Here is a 21,408-nt window from a genome sequence, read left to right as displayed (position 1 = left end):
TTACTCCATCGGCATTGCACCATACATAAAGTAATAGTCAACTTTTGTGCCTACCTGACTCTCAAGTTTTAGCACATTATCATCGTCAAGACGGGTTGGTGAATAGTTATCCCAATAAATACCGTATCCCTTTACCGACTGGAAGAAGTGTGCAAAGTCTTCTAGGTTGGTCTGAATCATAAGGCGATGTTCGCCACGTTGAGACATCTTGCCATTTTGAAGAAGTCCCACACCATATATTGGCTCGTCCTTTTCAAGAGCAAATGTTTGACTAACCTTGAAGCGACCCTGGTCCGGGCCATCAGCAATTCGTTTGAAGTCATAGCTACCCTCTTGCATAAGCACATTTCCCTTCTTATCTAAGAAGGTCACACGACCTATCTTTGGTTCTACCTTTACTGTTAGTGCCGAAGTGGAGTAAGTTGTTGCATTATCCTGTGTCAAGATTTTAACTGCTACTTTCGATGGCTTAGCTGTTACTACGAGCGAGAGATCGTCTCCAGTACGTTTCTGATAGTTGGGTGCATCCTTCACAATACGTACTGTACTTGGTGTGAAGAATGTTACTTGTTGAGCCCATGTGAATGGAGAAAAGATGCCCATCGACAGTAGGGCTGCAAAGATTCTTTTTTTCATCTATGTACTTTTTAAGGTTATGAATAAACTGTCATAAAGGTATGGTAGTTTACCAAAAAGAGTACACCACTATTGTTGATTCAACAGAGTAGTATCGTTGAAATCCTTTATTTCCGATGGTTTTATTCCTTTCTCTTCTTGAAAACACTTAGCCATATAACTAGACGAACTGAATCCTGTTAATTCTGCGACCTGAGTAATAGTATACTTTCCGCTGCGTATAAGACTCTCGGCACGCTCTACCTTTATCATTCGTACGAACGTCGTAGGAGTCATCCCTGTCATTGCCACAAGTTTCTTGTATAGGCCGGTGCGCTCCATGCACAGATCCTGCGCCAATCGTTCTACTGTATAATTAGGTGTCGCAATATTTTGCTCTATTGTAAGGCGAACCCTATCTACAAATTCGTTATCAACATACGAGTTGCTTGTAATCTCGTTGTCAACAATTGATTCATCTTGCTCACCACCATTACTTTTCTGCTCAGAAATTTTCTTTTTATATCTTTTTCGTAGACTCCATCCTATACCTCCTGAAACGAGTAATACTGCAGCCACACCCATCCAATATGCAGCATAGCTTTCATCATCACAACTCTTCAAAACTCCGTGATCATATGTGCCAAACCATATATTTCCATCCCTATCTGCAAATACAGAATTGATTCTGCTCGACGAAATGTATGAACCATCATCCATTTGAACCTGTCCCACCATTTCGACCTTCCTGGACTTAAGATCAATCATCCACAGTCCGTTATTACTAACGATATAAGCAGTCTTATTGTCAACAAGCGAAATGGTATGTAGGTGATCGGACCGAAATATCTCAGTCCAGTTTCTTGATTTTACATCATATTCTATGCACAAACGACTATCTATCAACTGGTATAAACGTTCATGTATTGTGTCGCAAACAACAAGTGAGGTCTTGGCTATTGAGTCAAGTGGCAAAGCTATGTCATATATTTTATGCACTCCATCCATACATGTCATAACGCCATTATTGCGGAACTCATATTTAAGCCCTTTCATCGTTACCAAGTCAAGAATAGCGTTATCCTGCTGCTTTACAAAGAATACTTCGCCTTGTTCATCAACAAACAAATCGTCACAACTGTCCGGGATGCATCCGTATTGTGGCTTCATATCCTTATCATAGCACCAAACAGACTTGTAGTTTTTCACCCATAGTCTACCATTCTTGTCCACATATGCATGATATGCTCCTTTGTAACCATTAAGCGTCATTACCGTAGAGCTATCTTTACTATACGACTTGACCGTTTTGCCATTTATGATATCCACATTGTTCCACGATGTCACGGCTATGCCACCATCTTTCATCTGCGTGATGTGCAACACAAACATATCACTAAGCTTCGGCCTTGCCAAGAGCATGGAACTTATGATTGTGAGCAAAAGCCAAGCAAACGAATAGCAAACAAACAATGAAAGTAATCAGTCGTTTTATACACATTTTGGCAAAAACATAATTTTATTGGATACCTAAATCAGCAGCTGGGTTATTATTTTAAAGGCTAAACATTATAAGAACTTCACTTATCTTAATGTTATAAACATCCAGAGATAGAAGCCATACAAAGTTAATAATAAAAACAAATTGATAACATAAAAAAACAAGCCGTTATAAAAATAACGCTTGTACTGGTTTATCTTCTGAAAGAATAAGGGTCTCTATAAGATACTACCTCATACATTTTTCCACGTGGGGTCTTTACTTTACGGTAAACAACACCATTAGATACATAGAATTTCTCTCCACGATCACGGAAAGACCTTGCCTTATATATCTTATGAACCATCATCCTCTCGGTGGACGTACCACTTCATAGCGTGATCTATCATGCTCTCTATAATAAACTCCAGAGTTATACCAAAGATGCACTCCACCAAAATCTACACCAACACTTACTGAAGGTATTGAATTAAGATACTCTACGGAACCTTGCTCGATTCTGTGTGAACGTCTGTCGTTATGATGACGACGAGATTGTGCAGATAATGTACTAAAAGACAATGATAGTACAATTGCGACTGTTGTTAGAATAATCTTTTTCATGACTTTTATTATTTATGTTTATCTTTGTTTCAATAGCAAAGGAATTAATTTGCATGAAAAACAGATAATGATTTTTCCTATAATCTGATAGGATTTTCCCTATTTATTTTAGGGAAAAGTCTATTGAGCAAAAATCATAAATGAGTCATGATAAACTGTTCAACCGATCATGATTCATTGCACAACCGATCATGATTCATTGATTAACCGATCATGATTGGTTAACCATCCGATCACGACAGATTTTAATCTTTCAGGGCTACTAAACTATATGCTTAATCTGTTAAATCCACAGGAATAGTAAATGGGGCGCTATTATTTATTTGATTAAGGCACTATATTATAATATGTCCGGATAATTCTTTAAAGAACTTATCCGGGCACCTTTCTTTCATCTTGTATACAAAACAAATCAAGAACAGATTTTATTTATTGTATAGATAAACCCTCTCGCCTATATACATTTAATGAATACCAGTCCCATTATAATGGGATATGGACCTAATTGTACATTTTTTTATCGTCACTGCGATTAGTATACATTACACCTTTTTGAGGAGTAATTCCCTTCTCCTTAAAGAGTTCGGTTACTGTAACAAACTTATATCCTCTCTCTTTAAGAGTAGAGATAATCTCATCTAGAGCGTCAACAGTGGCATCATTATTATCGAAATCATGAAGTAAGATGACATCTCCATCTTTTATTGTATCAAGAATCTTTTTTGCTCTTTGAGCACTGGTAACCTCTTTTACCCAATCTTCAGCACCTTGGCCACAGATAAATGTCAGGTCTATAGCCTTAAACATAAGTTCATTGGTATCGATATAAGGAGGACGGAAGAATTTCACCTTCTTACTGATAGCGCTCTCAATCTTCTCAGTTGTATAGCTTATCTCATTCTTTAGTTGCTCCTCTGTGAGTTTACTCATATGCTGATGACTCTTAGAGTGGTTCTCAATGTCACAACCCATATCCGAAGCTCTCTTCATAACCTTTGCAGACTCTTCATTTATATTATCACCTATAACGAAGAAAGAACCTACAACATTATACTTTTCAAGTTTGTCCAATACTTTTGGCGTGGTAGTGGTATTTGGGCCATCATCAAATGTCAGAGCTACACTCTTTTGTGCACTCACCTCAAAGTTTCCAAGCAAAATTGACATAACAGTCATAATAAAAATGTTTTTCATAACGATATTATTTTACTAGTTTTCAAGTATTTCAATAGGAACAGATTGGCTTACAGATCTGTCATATCTTACAATCCAACACCCTTTATCTGTTGATACACGATATGAGCGTATATGTTTCTCATCAGAAGAGCTGTATTGGATAGGTTCAACGCTTTTAAGTCCTGGAAGTGTATTCATATTAATACCATTCTCTATCCATATCCTTTGAAACTGAGCAATGTGCTTAGGATCAAACTTCTCTATGAATGAATAAAGCTTCTTGGTCTTATTTTCCAAAGATAGAAAAAATAACTGACCTGACTCTTTATCAAAGAAGTCAACTATCTTTTCGAATAGTTCGAAACCATCCATAGCAATCTCACGAAACAATTCTCTTAGAGGAGAATGATTAAAATAAATATCGAGAAGACGAGACAGAATCATAGCTCTTCTCAACTCATTGAATGAGATGTGAGGTGTGGACAATATCTCATATGGTGGTACCGGGGAATATCTCAGACCGAGTTCCTCAGCCCTCTCCCTCATTCTTGTTCCAGGCAGAACCTTAAGAGTCTCAAGCTGCACCTCTCCGGCATTCATCGTGACAAGGACACGTGCATCCTCAACAATATCTCTATAGCAATAAAGAGGAAGACCGGCTATAAGATCGGTATGTGTCTCCATCCTATCGGATAGTGTAAATAGGAATTCAAGTCCATCGAGTGCGCTCTCCACATCACCATTACGAGTACACTCACTAAGTACCTCATCATGCAGTGATTGTATCCCTGCCTCGAGATGCAGAAGACCTTTTGGCATCTTGTTGAGTTCGTCGCGCAGCTCTCCTTTAAGTAGTGATGGATGAATCTCAAGATGGAAGGTAAGTCGACCATTATACTCAGTCATAAGATCAAGCATCTCCTTGCAACGTTTTGTACTTCCATTAAAAGTTCTATCGAGCATTCGTATGCTCTTTATGTTTTTCTTCTCGAAATAGTTTAGACGGCTACGTATCTGCTCTATAGATAGAGAACGGACAGGTTTATCAGCTCCACTTACACAGAACTGACATGAATTGAAACATCCTCGTGTTGTCTCAAGCTGTACAAATGAACGGTCGTAAACAAAGAATGGACTCTCTTCAGGATATCTCAAAGAAGCAAAATCACTTACCACAGCCTTGCCACAATCAATATAGTTGCCATCTAGTATGAAACATAACCCTTTAACATCACTCCATTTCCCTTTTTCATGGCATATAGGTAACCATTGGCCTAAAAATTCCTCACCTTCTCCACGAAAAACTGCATCGATTCCGATATTTCGTCTTAGGAACTCTTCATTCTCACCCAAGAACTCCGGACCACCAAGGACTATCATCACTCCGGGCCTCAGCGCTTTTATTCTGGAGAGAATATTAATGACAAATTCATGGGTGAAAAGCCATAGTGTTGCAAATAAGATTTCCGGCTCCTCTTGTTCAACTTGTCCAATAATCTCGTCCATATCACTCTTTGTCGAGCCACGTACCACATTCCATGAGTTACCCTTATCAAGAGGGGTACCAATAATCTGAGCATGGAGTGCAGGCAATGCTAGCGAAGCGTGTGAATACGAAGAGTTTATATCGAGCCAAAGAATTTTCATAAAGACGCTGTATTTTTACTCGCAAAGATAAGTATCAACGATAAGAAATCGTCTCATTTTTTTATATACTTTCTAAAAATAGCTACCTTTGCATTAATTAAGGATAAAAATAAGAGACAATATATATGGAAAAGAAATTTAAACGTACTACAGTCACTTCGGCACTCCCTTATGCCAACGGACCGGTACATATAGGACACCTTGCAGGAGTTTATATTCCAGCAGATATATATGTGCGCTATCTTCGCCTAAAGAAAGAGGATGTACTCTTTATTGGGGGTTCTGATGAGCATGGAGTTCCCATCACTATACGTGCAAAGAAAGAGGGTATCACTCCTCAGGACGTAGTAGACCGCTATCATAATCTTATAAAAGAATCATTCAAAGATTTCGGCATATCATTCGATATATACTCACGTACTACCTCAAAGACTCATCACGAACTTGCTTCTAACTTCTTCAAAACTCTTTATGATAAGGGAGAGTTCATTGAGAAGACTTCTGAACAGTATTATGATGAAGAGGCACATCAGTTCCTTGCCGACAGATATATAACAGGTGAATGTCCTCACTGCCACGCAGAGGGTGCTTATGGTGACCAATGCGAGAAGTGCGGAACTTCTCTGTCACCTACAGATCTTATCAATCCAAAAAGTGCTATCTCAGGAAGTAAACCTGTAATGCGTAGCACAAAACATTGGTTCCTTCCTCTAGACAAGCATGAGGAGTGGTTACGTAAATGGATATTAGAAAATCACAAAGAGTGGCGTCCTAATGTTTATGGACAGTGTAAGAGCTGGCTCGATATGGGACTTCAACCTCGTGCCGTAAGTCGTGACCTAGAATGGGGTATCCCTGTTCCAGTAGAAGGTGCAGAGGGTAAAGTACTTTATGTATGGTTCGATGCTCCTATCGGCTATATATCAAACACGAAAGAACTTCTTCCTGATACTTGGGAGACTTGGTGGAAAGATCCAGAGACTCGCCTTGTTCACTTTATCGGAAAAGATAATATAGTATTCCACTGCATAGTATTCCCTGCAATGCTTAAGGCAGAGGGTAGCTATATACTTCCTGACAATGTACCAAGTAATGAGTTCCTTAACCTTGAGGGAGACAAGATCTCTACATCACGTAACTGGGCTGTATGGTTACATGAATATCTGCAGGATTTTCCTGGGAAACAGGATGTATTGAGATATGTACTAACAGCAAATGCTCCTGAGACTAAGGACAATGATTTTACATGGAAAGATTTTCAGGCACGTAACAACAACGAGCTTGTAGCTGTTTATGGAAACTTCGTAAACCGTGCATTGGTTCTCACACAGAAATACTTTGATGGAAAAGTTCCTGCTTGCGGTGAACTTACAGACTATGATAAAGAGACTCTTAAAGAGTTTGCAGATGTAAAAGCTGAAGTTGAGAAGTTGCTCGATGTATTCAAGTTCCGTGATGCACAGAAAGAGGCTATGAACCTTGCACGAATCGGTAACAAATACCTAGCAGACACAGAGCCTTGGAAGATTGCAAAGACAGATATGGATAGAGTTTCTACCATATTGAACATTGCACTTCAACTTGTAGCCAACCTAGCCATTGCTTTCGAACCATTCCTTCCTTTCAGCAGCGATAAACTTCGTAAGATGCTTAACATGGAATCTTTTGAATGGGAACAGTTGGGACGTACCGATCTTCTGAAAGAGGGACATCAGCTTAACAATGCTGAACTTCTCTTCGAAAAGATTGAGGATGATGTCATTCAAGCGCAGGTAGATAAACTTCTTGCAACAAAGAAGGCAAATGAAGCAGCCAACTATAAGGCTAATCCTATCAAGCCTGTTGTATCATTCGAAGATTTTGAAAAACTTGATATTCGTGTAGGTACTATCCTTGAGTGTGAAGTTGTTCCTAAGATGAAAAAGCTTCTTAAGTTCAATATAGCCGACGGACTTGAAAACCGTACTATTGTAAGTGGCATTGCCCAGCACTATAAGCCTGAAGAGCTTGTTGGAAAACAGATACTCTTCATTGCAAACCTTGCTCCACGTCAGTTTAAGAATGGACTAGTAAGCGAAGGAATGATACTAAGTGCCGAGAACTACGACGGTGCACTAGCTGTAACCTCTTTACTTAATGAGGTTAAGCCTGGTAGCGAAGTAAAATAAGCAAATATCAATTTAATACATAAAGATGGTGATGCTCCGTAAGAAGCGTCACCATATTTTTTATCACAAAGATGCTTCACAATAAATAAACAATCGTTTTATTTTATTTATCATCCATATAAGATTAAATTTGTCACTGTTTACATATCATAGAATGAACTAATATATGGCAGAGGAAAATTTAAAAGACAAAACAGCAAAAGGTCTGTTGTGGGGTGGACTCAGCAACGGAGTACAACAACTGCTAAATCTCTTCTTTGGAATATTCCTCGCACGAATTCTTAATTCAGAGGATTATGGTATGGTAGGCATGCTCTCCATATTCTCACTTATTGCCGGATCTTTACAAGAGAGCGGCTTCACTGCTGCCCTTGCCAACAAACGAGCAATAACACATAAGGACTACAACGCTGTCTTCTGGTTCAGCACCTTCCTAAGTGCATTTCTTTATATAATTCTGTTCTTTTGTGCACCATTAATAGCAGATTTCTATGAAAAGCCTGAGCTTACCGCATTGGCAAGATATTCATTCCTCGGTTTCTTTATTGCCAGCCTTGGTATAGCGCAGAATGCTTATCTATTCCGCAACCTTATGGTTAAGCAGAAATCTATCTCGCTGATAATAGCACTTATCATCTCCGGATGTATAGGTGTCTTTATGGCATACAATGGATTTGCCTATTGGGGAATAGCAACACAAAGCATAGTGTATGTTGCAACAATAGACATATGCTATTGGTATTTTTCTAAATGGAGACCTACCCTATCATTCGATTTTTCACCTCTGAAAGGAATGATTTCATTCAGCAGTAAGCTTTTGGTAACTAACATATTCAACCATATTAACAATAACATACTTACCGTTATACTTGGTAAGTTCTTTACTGAAAAGACTGTAGGATATTTCACTCAGGCGAACAAGTGGAACTACATGGGTCACTCACTTGTATCGGGTATGGTAAACAGTGTGGCGCAACCTGTGTTATTGAGTGTGAGTGATGACAGTGAGAGACAGCTGCGCGTTTTCCGCAAGATGCTCCGCTTCACTGCTTTTGTAGCCTTCCCTGCTATGTTAGGGCTTTCACTCATTGCTCCGGAACTGATAGTCATCACCATAAAAGCAAAATGGTTGCCAAGTGTTACAATACTTCAGATTCTATGCATAGGTGCATCATTCATTCCTATTACAAATCTATACTCAAACTTGATCATAAGTAAAGGGAAATCGAATATATATATGTGGAATACAATAGCGCTTGGATTATTACAGATTATCATGATGACCTGCTTGCATAGCTATGGTATCAACGTAATGTTGTCCATCTATGTAACCATAAATATGTTGTGGCTGTTAATATGGCACTATTTCGTGTGGAAAGAGATAAGGATTTCATTTTTTATGGCCTTAAAGGATATATCATTCTTCGCTGCAGCAGCTATATTTACAATGGTGGTTACATATTTTGTAACAGAGTCTATTAGTAACATGTATCTGCTTATTGCAAGTAAGATTATTATCGCTGCAATTCTATATATATTCATTATGTGGATAAGCCGCTCGGTAACATTCAGAGAGAGCATCAACTATATATTTAAAAGAAAATGAGTATTAAACGCCTATCAAGTATTGAGTCATTAAGGATTATATCCATATTAATGATTATAATGATGCATATAATGGGAAATGCTTATCATACAGATAACATGATAAATTATAACCTGCTCTTTATAATAAACACTATAGGTAACACAGGCGTTACAATGTTCATTCTTATTTCCGGATATTTCGGCATTCATCCTACTATAAGCAAGTTTCTAAAGATGATGGCTGTAATTTGGTTTTACTCAATCCTATCCTATTTTATTGGCGTATTCTATTTAGGCGATGGCATAACCCTGCAGGGAATTGAAAAAGCTATCTTTCCTATTCTATCCAGAAAATATTGGTTTATGACATGTTATATGGTCCTCTTCTGTTTCGCACCTTTCCTAAACCGAATCATTACTTCATTGTCAAGAAGAGATTATACCAAGTTACTTATATTGATGTTTATATTGTTTGTCATCTCACCAACTATATTGAAGTTTGAGATTATGCAGGATGGTGGAAAAGGAGTTATTAATTTCCTACTTGCTTATCTTATAGGTCAGTATATTAAGGTTTATGGCTTCCCAGAGATTATAGTTAAACGAAGCACCTTCATCCTCACAACATCCCTAGCTATAATCTTTCTTATAAATTACCTGTTATCTTGGGCAAAGGGAGGAGCGATGTTGCCGTTAGCCCGCGACAACTCTTTTTTCATCATTATAGCAGCAGTAACAATATTCTATAAATTTCTGAATTACAAGTTCGAGTCCTCTATAATAAACTATATGGCAGGATTCGTCTTCCCAATATATATGCTTCAGGATATCTGCCTAAGAATATTCTCACCATATTTCCGCAGCAATTCCGAACAAGATATCTTCATAATCTATCTGTTAGCTGGAACTGCAATTATCATCATTATTACTTTGGCAATTGAATCTCTCAGAAGACTTCTTTTTGATAAGCTAGTAAATAGAGCATGTGCTATAGCAGAGAATAAGTTTGGAAAGAACTTATTATAGCTTAAGAATCTCAAGAGGTATTCCAGATATCTGAGATGCCATATCAGAGTAGGAACTCAGGAAAGAACCATATATCTTCTTTGTACGCGAGAGAATGAACATCTCAGCTACACCACCCTTGATACCCTCAATAGAGTCTCTATCTGCTACCTGCTCAGAGAATAACACCCTATCACCATAGCGTTCATTCATCTGCACTTTTACCTCTTCGGAGTCAGTAGCAAGGAAGAAATTAACCTTATCATTATTCTCTATCTCACTGTCTATCTTATTAAAGAACAGTTCTATAGGACTCTGTTTGATTGAATCAAGGTTGTCTGTCCTACGTATATGAAGTCCGATAGTCTCCTCTGAGAATCTTGATGTGTAGCTCTCAATCATCTTTTCAACATCTTCTACAGGCACAAAGAGTCTGCTGATGAAAGAAAAATCATAATTCATGAAGTTTGTATACGATGCAAAATATAGCTCTTTATCACCTTTTGCCCAATTCACAAAATCAAATTCTTCTCTGCACAAAGGAGTTATAGAACGTTCATATAGTGACGATTGAAAGTAAAGTTTCTGGTATATGTGTGGCAAATAGAGATTTTTCCTTCTAGGTCTGTCTAACATTAGTTTGTTAATAACAGAAGCGTCTCTCAGAGTGATAACATCCTCGTTAATCGGCTGAAAAAGTTCATGAAAAGGAGAGTTAAGCGCCCAATCTTTTATCCAGACTACATTAAGCGAGCTCTCTGTTTTTATTGCCAAATCAAAAGCAGAAGCTATCGCCCTCATCCTGTTTGCCAATCCTCCTACCGGAATAAATGTTATTCTACTCATCGTATTTCTATATTTTATGGCAAAAATAAGCAACGCAGAGAAAAAATACTAATTTATTACTACTTTTGCATATACTCATGAATATATAAGAGATGAGAAAAAATATAGCAATTATTCTGGCAGGAGGAGTAGGCAGCCGTTTGGGACTATCTACACCTAAACAATTCTTCAAAGTAGCAGGCAAGATGGTAGTGGAACATACTATCGATACATTCGAGAGTAACCCACATATAGACGAGATTGCCATTGTCTCAAACCCTTTCTTCATTTCCGATTTTGAATCAATAATCATTAAAAACGGATGGAAGAAGGTTAAGAAAATCCTAAAAGGAGGAAAAGAGAGATACGACTCCAGTCTATCTGCAATAAAAGCTTACGAAGGTAGCGATGTGAATCTTATTTTCCATGATGCTGTACGCCCGTTAGTAAGTCAGAGAATATTGAATGATGTTATAGATGCTCTGAAGAACTACGATGCAATAGATGTGGCTATGCCGGCTACTGATACAATTATTGAAGTTAAAGGAGACTTTATAAATAATATACCCGACCGCTCTAAGCTAAAACGTGGACAGACTCCACAAGCTTTCCATATTGATACTATTGCCAAAGCTTACGATATAGCGCTAAAAGATGAGAACTTCAAGGTAACTGACGACTGTGGTGTGGTTGTAAAATACCTTCCTGAAGTACCTGTTTTTGTAGTTAACGGTGAAGAGAGCAATATGAAGCTTACATACAAAGAGGATACATACCTGCTTGACAAGTTCTTCCAACTACGCAAGAGTGAACTTAATGACATACCTATCGACGAAGAAATGCTAAATGGGAAAGTGGCAGTTATCTTCGGTGGCAGCTATGGCATTGGTGAGAACATTGCAGAATTGCTTAAAGAGAAAAAGGTAGAAGTATACTGCTTCTCCAGAAGCATGAACAAAGTAGATGTAGGCAACAAAGATGATGTTGAGAGAGCACTAAAAAGTGTATTCGACAAGAGTCACAGAATAGACTATGTTATAACTACCGCAGGTCTGCTCAACAAAGAGCCACTTATGAGCTCTGACTATCAGACTATCCAGAATGCAATAAACACAAATTACCTCGGTACGGTGAATGTAGCAATGAGTTCATTCCAATATCTGAAGGAGAGTAAAGGTAAACTTATATTCTTCACATCAAGTTCATATACTCGTGGGCGTGCGTTCTATAGCATCTATTCATCAACAAAAGCTGCTATAGTAAACTTCGTTCAAGCTATAGCACAGGAGTGGGAACCATTTAGTATTGCAGTGAACTGCATTAACCCAGAGAGAACAAAGACACCTATGCGTGTGAAGAACTTTGGTATTGAGCCTGACGACTCACTTCTCTCTGCCGATAAGGTGGCTACAATAACTGTACAGTCACTTACCTCAGAATTTACAGGACAAGTTATAGACGTAAAAAGAGATAATGAATGAAAAACGAGCACTTATCACAATATGTAGCAAAAAATCTTAGAGCCTGCCAGCTTAAGCAACTCTCAATACTTGAAGAGATAGACAGAATATGCGAGAAGCATAATCTGACTTATTGGCTCGATGGAGGTTCTATCCTTGGTGCTGTTCGCCACGGAGGTTTTATCCCATGGATGATGATATCGACTTAGGCATGCCACTTGAGGATCTGAAAAAATTCATGGAGATAGCTCAGTCTGAACTGCCTGAAGGACTTTTCCTACAGACTCCTCAGAGTGATCCGTCAAGCAAAGAGCCAATTATCAAGATACGTGACTTGAACTCTATGTATATTGAGATGGGTGATAATTTCAGCGCAGACTACCAGAAAGGTCTATTTGTTGATATATTCCCATTCATTGACTACCCAAGTGTTCCTAAAACATGGGTAAAGAAGATAACAAAGGAAATATCAAAAAGCTACTCTATACTCAATTCACAACACTATTACTCGATGCGTTCATTTGCAGAGTTTTTCTACTTCGGTGCGAAATATTGGGCTTTAAAAGCAATATGGGGAGTGCTATGCATGATATATAAAAAGGATACATACCTTTCTAACATACTAATAAATAATGGATATGGCATAATGCACCGTAAGGATCTGTATATCCTATATCTGAGATTGGATTTGAGGGAAAAATGTTCAAAGCACCTCATAACCCTGATGCTTACCTGAAAGATCTTTATCGCAACTACATGGATATTCCTCCAAAAGAAAAACAGAAAATCCATGCTATATATATTAACCCAGAACTAATTAAATGATTATGAAACCGGCACTAGTCGATGTAGCAGTACTCATACTATTTTTTAACCGTCCCAAACAACTATCTCAGGTGTTTGAGCAGGTAAAAATAGCCAGGCCCTCAAAACTATTCCTATATCAGGACGGACCAAGAGGTGAAAAGGATATACCCGGAATAGAGGATTGCAGAAAGATTATAGAAGACATAGACTGGGAATGCGATGTACATACTCTATATCAGGAGAAGAACTTCGGATGCGATCCATCTGAATTCATCTCACAGAAATGGGCCTTCTCGAACGTCGATAAATGTATTGTTCTTGAAGATGATGATGTGCCATCAATCTCTTTCTTCACATTCTGTAAAGAGATGCTCGACAGATACGAGAATGACAATCGAATAACAATGATCGCCGGATTCAATAACGAAGAGGTCACAAAAGATATTCCTTATGATTACTTCTTTGCCTCAACATTTTCTATATGGGGATGGCAAGTTGGAAGAGAGTAGTTGACCAATGGGATGAATACTACACATTCCTTGAAGATAAGGTAAATATGATGCAGCTTGAGAAGCTGATAAAGGAGAGAAGGTACAGAAAAGATTTTATAAAGATGTGCAGGGATCATAAGAATAGTGGTAAGGCATTCTATGAGACAATCTTCCATGCATCAATGCTTTTCAACTCCGGTCTAGCGATAATACCTGCTCGCAACATGATAAATAATCTAGGTGCTACAGCTGACTCAACACATTTCGGTGGCTCACTGAATACTCTCCCAAAAGGTTACAGGCGTATCTTTACAATGAAAAGATATGAAATGGAGTTCCCAATAAAACATCCACGCTATGTGATAGAGAATGTTGAGTACAAGAATTCCGTATATAGAATTATGTGCTGGGGACATCCGTGGATTAAAATAGGACGATCCTTTGAAGAGCTCTTCCTGAATTTGAGGTATGGTAACTTTGGTACCATCAAGAGTGCTATTATGAACAGGATAAAGAAATGGTTAAAAATGAATCAGCATAAATAATGCCAACAAGAATATATTTTTATCATACTAGAGTTACCGAGCAGAGTTATCAGGAGTGGAAAGAGTATAAATTCCCTGGTCATCTTCTTTATGGGATGCCTCTATTTGAGAAAGATGGAATAGAATGTGTAATGCACAACTATAAGTTCTTCCCAAAGAGATTGCAACTGATGATGTATGCCACAAAAGAGATTCTGCGCAACTATAGAAAGTTCAATGTGCTGTATGGAACATCTTTTCGTGGTATTGAATTAATTATATTTCTACGAGCAATCGGTCTTTTCAGAAAACCTATAGTTATTTGGCATCACACTGCAATAACAAAAAACTCAAATAAGATAAAAGAGGCAATATCCCGCCTCTTCTATAAAGGTATAGACCGGATGTTTCTATTCAGCGATAAGTTGATAGAGGATTCCATGAAATCTGAGAAAGTCAACCCTTCCAAACTAAAGCTTGTACATTGGGGACCAGACATAGAGTTCTACGATCATATAGCAGCATCAATTCCTGAGAGCCATAGAGATGGATTTATCTCAACTGGTAAGGAAAACAGAGATGTTGTCACATTGGTTAATGCTTTTAATCAGTCAGATAATAATCTTGATATCTATATATCTAAAGAGTGTGGCAGCATAAACTATGAAGAGAGAATTTCATCGTCTAATCCTGGGGGAAATATATCTGTAACATATACTGATGGAGTTATCCCTCTTGAACTAGCTAGAAAAGTAGCATCAAAGGAATGTATTGTTATATGCTGCCTTGAATTCCCATATACAGTAGGACTTACTACTCTTGTTGAAGCTTTTGCACTTGGAATGCCGTTTATTTGTTCCAGAAATCCCAATTTCCAGATAGATATTGACAAAGAAGGAATAGGTATTACCGTGGAGTATGGTGATGTAAGCGGTTGGAAAAAAGCTATAAACTATATAAAATCTCACCCTGAAGAGGCAAGAGAGATGGGGAAAAGAGCTAGGAAACTTGCAGAAGAGAGATTCAACCTTAAAATTTTCGCTCATGAAATAGCTGAGTCTCTTCTGGAGATAGCAAAAAAGAGCTAGACGAGGCAATATTTTTCAGAAAAGAAACCAGTTTATAATAAATAAAGGGTTAAAGATATAAATTACCTTTGCCTGAAAAGATTTAACTTTGTATAAACTTATATCATTATGAGAGTACTTATTATCAACACATCCGAACGAATTGGTGGTGCAGCCATTGCAGCTAACAGACTTATGGAAGCCCTTAAAGATAATGGAATAAAAGCAATGATGCTGGTACGCGACAGACAAACCGATAGTTTGAGTGTAGTTGAGTTGAAGAAATCATGGTGGAAAGTATGGCAGTTCATTTGGGAAAGAGTAGTAATATGGGGGGCAAACAGTTTCAAGAAAAATGATCTGTTTGCCGTAGATATTGCCAATACCGGTACAGATATAACATCACTTCCTGAGTTCATCCAAGCAGATGTTGTTCATCTTCACTGGATAAATCAAGGAATGTTATCGCTTAATGACATAAAGAAAATAGCTGAAGCAGGAAAACCAATTGTATGGACAATGCATGATATGTGGCCTTTTACAGGAATATGCCACTATTCAGGAGATTGTGATCTTTATAAAACTCATTGTAATAGTTGCCCATTACTCTTTAAAGGCAGTGCAAAGGATCTCTCATATCGTACTTACAATAAAAAAGAGAAACTTCTCAATAATGCTAGAATCTATTTCGTAGCTTGTAGTAAGTGGCTTGAAAACAAAGCTAAAGAGAGTACACTTCTTAAAGGACAGAAAATTACATCCATCTGTAATGCAATAAATACCAATCTCTTCAAACCAAGGGATAAAAAAGAGGCAAGAGATAAATTCAGACTCCCTCTTGATAAAAAGCTTCTTCTCTTTGGTTCATTGAAGATAACAGATAAGCGCAAAGGTATGGACTACCTTGTAGAAGCATGCAAAATATTGAAAGAGAAAAATCCTGAATTATGTAATGAACTTGGTATTGTAGTGTTTGGCAAGGAAGCTGACAGCTACTCATCTCTTTTTCCTTTCCCTATCTACTCTCTTGAATATATAAATAGTGAGAAGAAACTTGTAGATGTTTACAATGCTGTAGATCTATATGTCACTCCATCGCTCCAGGACAATCTTCCTAATACTATTGTTGAAGCAATGGCTTGTGGAATACCATGTGTAGGATTCAATACAGGAGGAATACCTGAAATGATTGACCATCTTCATAACGGATATGTGGCTCAATATAAATCTTCAGAAGATTTTGCAAACGGAATAGAGTGGACTCTTAAAAAAGAGAACTACAAAAATCTTAGTGAAATCGCATATAGAAAGGCTGTATCTTCATACTCAATGAACACTATAGCTAGAAAATATATTGAAGTTTACAATAATGTAACAGGAAAACATGCATAACGGAACTCACATACACCCACGATTCTCAATAATCACAGTAACCTATAATGCAGGGAAGGTTATTGAAGATACTATACAGAGTATTATAAATCAGACTTATAAAAATGTAGAGTATATAATTATTGACGGCGGATCTAAAGACAATACACTAAACATAATTGATAAGTATAAAAATCTTATCTCTAAGGTTATCAGTGAACCTGATAATGGTCTGTATGATGCTATGAATAAAGGGTTTAAACTTGCCACTGGCGATTACGTATGCTTCCTGAATGCTGGAGATTGTCTTCACGAAGATGAGACATTAGCTCTGATGGTCAAAAGTGTAAATAAGAATTATTTGCCTGATGTACTATATGGTGAGACAGCTATTGTAAATAGTGAAAGGCATTTTTTACACATGAGAAGGCTCTCCACACCAGAGAAGTTGAATTGGAAGAGTTTCAAAAATGGTATGTTAGTTTGTCATCAGGCTTTCTTTGCGAAAAGAGAGATAGCTATTACAGAACCTTATAATCTGAAGTACAGGTTCTCAGCTGACTTCGACTGGTGCATACGCGTTATGAAAAAGTCTGAAACTCTTCACAACACTAATGTTACTATAATAGATTACCTTAACGAAGGTATGACAACTCAGAACCATAGAGCTTCTCTTAAAGAGAGATTCAGAATTATGTGCAAACACTATGGAATTCTATCTACTTCGCTATATCATATTTGGTTTTTCGTGAGGGCAATAATAAAGAAATAGCATATATAACAATATATATATATAATTCTCAAAATCTTTTACCAGTATAATATTCAATCCCCTAGTGAAATGAACAATCATACATTGATTATTATTGTCTAAAACAGAGGCAATAAATTTTATACATACTCAAAATCTAGCTTCAATAAAGAGTTTTGTAAAAAAAGACTCTATACTTCTTTCATAATTTTGTATCTCACATAGCATACAATCCGATATTTTCAATTTAAGATATTGCCCTTTTTGGTTAAAAAAGGTATACAAAAAGACTAAAAGACTATATTACAGATAATTCAATATCGACAAATGTGAAAATATCCTACTATTGCTAAAAACTTGTAACATATAGTCTAATATATGTAACATAAACCTTAGCGTATAGATTTTATAATACTCAAATTTGAAACCGAAAAACAAGCACCTTATAATCTAAAAATAATTGCCAATAAACTTGTATTAACCAGACAAGCATATTGAGCATTTATAGTTCACTTTGTTAACATTAATAATTTCTATATGAAAAAAATTAGAAAGATTAAACCACATTAAACAAGTTGTCTAGTGTATACACTGGAGACCACTATCAAAAATTACATTATTACATTTTATTCATTATTACATTTATTATTATTACATTATTTATTTAACATTACCAATCTATGCTTATGAAAACAAGAATTTTGTTTTTGCTAAGTTTTGTAGCATTTTGCTGCACAACAGCATTAGCACAAATCCAGATCAAGGGTACTATTGTCTCAGACAAAGATTCTGAGTCAATGATTGGTGTTGCTATTCTTGAACAGGGAACTAACAATGGTCGTATCAGCGATCTTGATGGTAACTTCTCTATTGAAGTAAAGAATAACAATGCTTCCCTTGTAGTATCCTATGTAGGATACAAGACACAGACTATTAAAGTCAATGGTCGTAACGTAATTAACATCCGTATGGAAGAAGACACTAAGCTTATCGACGAAGTTGTCGTTATAGGTTATGGTATCCAGAAGAAGAGTGACCTTACCGGTTCGGTAGCTTCTGTAAAGGCTGATGAACTGAAAGGTTTGTCAACCACCGATGCTGCTGCTGCTTTGCAAGGTAAGGCATCAGGTGTACAAATTTTGAATGGTTCTGGTAAACCAGGTCAAGGCGCATCAATCCGCGTTCGTGGTTATTCTTCAAACTCAAGCAACATCGGTCCTTTGTTGATTGTTGATGGTTTGCAAGTTAGCTCTATCCAATACCTCGATCCTTCTATGATTGAATCAATGGAAGTATTGAAGGATGCTGCTTCGGCTGCTATCTATGGTGCTGAAGCCGGTAACGGTGTTGTTCTTATCACTACTAAATCAGGTAAGAAAGGACAAGGATCTATTACTTATAGCGCTAAGTGGACTAACCAATCACTCGGTAACGTGCCCACCCTTCTTAACGGTACCAAATTCAAAGATTGGATGACCATGCAGCTTGGTGCTGAAACAGTTAATGGCACTTTGGCTGATGCTCAAACTCAATACGGATGGGACCCTAATACAGATACTGACTGGATGGATGCTTATTTCGAAGATACTTGGGCTCAACAACACAACCTTACTTTACAAGGTGGTAACGACCGTGGTTCATACTTCATGAGCGTTAACTATGTTAACCAAGACGGTATCGTTAAGGGTAGCAAAGATAAGTACGAACGTCTTACTGCTCAACTCAATGCCGATTATAAGATTAAGGATTGGTTGAAAGTAGGTACCAACACCTCTATTGAAAAATGGAGCTCTCGTGGCATATCTGAACAAGGTTATGGTTCTTCATTCGAAATGCTTCTTTTGATTGACCCGTTGACTCCGCTCTATTGGACAAAACCAGAACAAATGTTGGGTGAATATCGTAGCTACTACGACAAAATTCAGGCAGGTAACTCTAACTACACTCTCTTTGGTGATGAAAATGGCTACTATGCTACTTCATACTTCAACCAACGTCTTGCCGGTGGTAACCCATTTTCACAACGCGATCGTTCTGAAGCACGCAACAGTGGTGTAAACGTTAATGGTACTGCTTACATGAACGTTACTCCTATCAAGCAATTGACTTTAACTTCTCGTTTGGGTTATCGTCTCTCATTCAGCAATAGCTCTGACTGGCAATACCCATACTACCTCAATGGTCAAAGCAAAGGTGACAACTACACAATCTCAGGTGGTAGCAACAACTCTACTTGGTATCAATGGGAAAACTTCGCTAACTATAACGATATTTTCGCTGACAAACACGCTGTAGGTGCTATGGCCGGTATGTCATATCGCCAAAGCGATTCAAATGGTGTTAGCGCTAATGCTTCTGGTCCGGACATCCTTAAAGCTTATTCTCCTAACTTCATCTACCTCGATTGTGTAAATGGTGATGCTAAAACAGTAAAGAGCTTCAGCGGCGTACCAAATACAACTCGTGCACTCTCTTACTTCGGTCGTTTGACTTATAGCTACGACAACCGCTATAGCGTTCAGGCTAACTTCCGTGCCGATGCATTCGATTCTTCTAAACTTTCGAAAGATAACCGTTGGGGTAAGTTCTTCTCTGCATCTGCAGGTTGGACATTCTCAAACGAAAACTTCTTCAAAGATAACATCAATCCAAGCATCATGTCATACGGTAAGCTCCGTGCATCTTGGGGACAGAATGGTAACGTAAATGTATTGAACAACTATGCATACATAGCTGGTATTAGTACAAACTCACAATTCTATAACTATGGTCAAACAAAAGACGTTACTTTAGGTTCAATGCCTAGTGGTATTGCCAACCCTAACTTGACTTGGGAAACTTCAGAACAAATCGACTTGGGTGCTGACTTCCGTTTCTTGAACGATAGATTGACCGTTGGTCTCGACTGGTACAAGAAGAAAACTAAGGACTTGCTTGTAAGTGCTCCAACTTTGCCTGAATCAGGTGTTTCTTCTATGACTATTAACGCTGGTGAGATTGAAAACAGCGGTTTCGAAGTAGAACTTAATTGGAAAGACAATATCGGTGACTTCAAATATGGCATATCTGCTAACATGGCAACTCTTCACAACGAAGTGACTTACCTCGATCCATCTATCGAACGTATCTCTGGTGCAACTGTTGAAGGTGCATCTCCTGAAGTTGTTCGTTGCTACTTCGAACAAGGCGAACCTGTATGGTACATGCGCGGTTATAAGTATGCAGGAGTTGCTGATGACGGTACTGCACAATACTACACCAAAGATGGTCAATTGACTAACGACCCACAAGCCGAAGACATGACTAACATAGGTTCCGGTCTTCCTACTTTGACTTACGGTATTACCTTGAATGCTGAATACAAGGGATTCGACTTCACTTTGTTCGGTACTGGTGCTACCGGTAACGATATCTACTACGGTCTCTATCGTACAGGCTACAACAACATCTCAGAAGATGTTTATAAAGACTTCAAGTCTGGCAAACTTCCTAAGGCAGCTTCTGTAGCAGGTAGTGGTACATTCTGGCGTTCATCTGCCATGGTTTACGATGGATCGTTCTTCAAGATTAAGCAAATTCAACTTGGTTACACATTGCCTAAGAATATCACCAAGCTAGCGTTCATTGAAAATGCACGTGTTTACGTATCATTGGACGACTTCTTCACATTCACCAAGTATCCGGGTCTCGATCCTGAAACTTGTACTAATGAATACAACTGTCCGGGTCTCGACAAGGGTGCATATCCTAACATGAGCAAGATGGTATTTGGCGTAAGTGTTACATTCTAATTTAATTATTCGAAAGAGA

General features: G+C 37.8%; 15 protein-coding genes and 2 pseudogenes. 10 read left to right on the top strand and 7 right to left on the bottom strand.

The features are described 5' to 3' along the window. From JCM15092_RS17370 to JCM15092_RS01480, 6 genes are all read right to left on the bottom strand, one after another. A complete protein-coding gene (locus JCM15092_RS17370) occupies positions 1-636 on the bottom strand; it encodes an alpha-glucosidase domain-containing protein (protein ID WP_235782244.1) in 636 nt (211 codons plus the stop codon). 69 nt (positions 637-705) lie between these two features. Next, on the bottom strand, positions 706-2,031 hold the full coding sequence (locus JCM15092_RS01500; RefSeq protein ID WP_204367498.1) for a helix-turn-helix domain-containing protein: 1,326 nt from the start codon (positions 2,029-2,031) through the stop codon (positions 706-708). Positions 2,032-2,309: 278 nt separating this feature from the next. Next, complete coding sequence (locus tag JCM15092_RS17170; RefSeq protein ID WP_159101353.1) at positions 2,310-2,465, bottom strand: hypothetical protein; 156 nt, start codon at positions 2,463-2,465, stop codon at positions 2,310-2,312. Further along, positions 2,462-2,719 (bottom strand): hypothetical protein, encoded by a 258-nt coding sequence (locus JCM15092_RS01490; protein ID WP_024993110.1) that lies wholly within the window; start codon positions 2,717-2,719, stop codon positions 2,462-2,464. The genes JCM15092_RS17170 and JCM15092_RS01490 overlap by 4 nt, the downstream gene beginning before the upstream one ends. Before the next feature lie 501 nt (positions 2,720-3,220). Beyond that, entirely contained in the window at positions 3,221-3,913 is a 693-nt protein-coding gene (locus tag JCM15092_RS01485) for a polysaccharide deacetylase family protein (protein WP_204367497.1), read from the bottom strand. 15 nt (positions 3,914-3,928) lie between these two features. Continuing rightward, the gene (locus JCM15092_RS01480) at positions 3,929-5,542 is read right to left on the bottom strand and encodes a B12-binding domain-containing radical SAM protein (protein WP_024993108.1); all 1,614 of its coding nucleotides are present in this window, start codon (positions 5,540-5,542) and stop codon (positions 3,929-3,931) included. 125 nt (positions 5,543-5,667) lie between these two features. On the opposite strand from JCM15092_RS01480, the gene metG reads away from it, so the two are divergent. The 3 genes from metG to JCM15092_RS01465 all read left to right on the top strand — a co-directional run bounded on the left by metG (position 5,668) and on the right by JCM15092_RS01465 (position 10,323). Further along, a complete protein-coding gene (gene metG, locus JCM15092_RS01475) occupies positions 5,668-7,710 on the top strand; it encodes a methionine--tRNA ligase (RefSeq protein WP_024993107.1) in 2,043 nt (680 codons plus the stop codon). Positions 7,711-7,876: 166 nt separating this feature from the next. Beyond that, positions 7,877-9,316: an O-glycosylation flippase gene (gene wzx, locus JCM15092_RS01470; protein ID WP_024993106.1), complete on the top strand. Its 1,440-nt coding sequence runs from the start codon at positions 7,877-7,879 to the stop codon at positions 9,314-9,316. Next, the gene (locus JCM15092_RS01465) at positions 9,313-10,323 is read left to right on the top strand and encodes an acyltransferase family protein (RefSeq protein WP_024993105.1); all 1,011 of its coding nucleotides are present in this window, start codon (positions 9,313-9,315) and stop codon (positions 10,321-10,323) included. The genes wzx and JCM15092_RS01465 overlap by 4 nt, the downstream gene beginning before the upstream one ends. Here JCM15092_RS01465 and JCM15092_RS01460 read toward each other — a convergent pair. Then, a complete protein-coding gene (locus tag JCM15092_RS01460) occupies positions 10,318-11,148 on the bottom strand; it encodes an O-fucosyltransferase family protein (RefSeq protein WP_024993104.1) in 831 nt (276 codons plus the stop codon). The genes JCM15092_RS01465 and JCM15092_RS01460 overlap by 6 nt on opposite strands. 92 nt (positions 11,149-11,240) lie before the next feature. Between JCM15092_RS01460 and JCM15092_RS01455 the strand changes: the two genes are divergently transcribed. The 7 genes and pseudogenes from JCM15092_RS01455 to JCM15092_RS01425 all read left to right on the top strand — a co-directional run bounded on the left by JCM15092_RS01455 (position 11,241) and on the right by JCM15092_RS01425 (position 21,389). After that, on the top strand, positions 11,241-12,608 hold the full coding sequence (locus JCM15092_RS01455) for a bifunctional cytidylyltransferase/SDR family oxidoreductase (protein WP_024993103.1): 1,368 nt from the start codon (positions 11,241-11,243) through the stop codon (positions 12,606-12,608). After that, a pseudogene (locus tag JCM15092_RS14580) lies at positions 12,605-13,412 on the top strand (LicD family protein). Before JCM15092_RS01455 ends, JCM15092_RS14580 begins: the two are co-directional and overlap by 4 nt. A 2-nt stretch (positions 13,413-13,414) precedes the next feature. Next, positions 13,415-14,430, top strand: a pseudogene (locus tag JCM15092_RS14575) (hemolysin activation protein). Further along, positions 14,430-15,497, top strand: a complete 1,068-nt coding sequence (locus JCM15092_RS01440) for a glycosyltransferase family protein (protein WP_024993102.1) — start codon at positions 14,430-14,432, stop codon at positions 15,495-15,497. Before JCM15092_RS14575 ends, JCM15092_RS01440 begins: the two are co-directional and overlap by 1 nt. Before the next feature lie 108 nt (positions 15,498-15,605). Further along, entirely contained in the window at positions 15,606-16,868 is a 1,263-nt protein-coding gene (locus JCM15092_RS01435) for a glycosyltransferase family 4 protein (RefSeq protein WP_024993101.1), read from the top strand. Further along, positions 16,861-17,619 carry a glycosyltransferase family 2 protein gene (locus JCM15092_RS01430; RefSeq protein WP_024993100.1) on the top strand — a complete coding sequence of 253 codons (759 nt, stop codon included), beginning with the start codon at positions 16,861-16,863 and terminating at the stop codon, positions 17,617-17,619. Before JCM15092_RS01435 ends, JCM15092_RS01430 begins: the two co-directional genes overlap by 8 nt. Positions 17,620-18,284: 665 nt before the next feature. Continuing rightward, positions 18,285-21,389, top strand: a complete 3,105-nt coding sequence (locus JCM15092_RS01425; RefSeq protein WP_439645889.1) for a SusC/RagA family TonB-linked outer membrane protein — start codon at positions 18,285-18,287, stop codon at positions 21,387-21,389. The last annotated feature ends 19 nt before the right edge of the window (positions 21,390-21,408 follow it).

Origin of the sequence: Phocaeicola paurosaccharolyticus JCM 15092 (genome assembly GCF_000613805.1) — a bacterium.
Classification (GTDB): domain Bacteria; phylum Bacteroidota; class Bacteroidia; order Bacteroidales; family Bacteroidaceae; genus Phocaeicola; species Phocaeicola paurosaccharolyticus.
The sequence above is the reverse complement of the archived record's forward strand: the minus strand, read 5'-3'. Positions and strand labels throughout refer to the sequence as shown.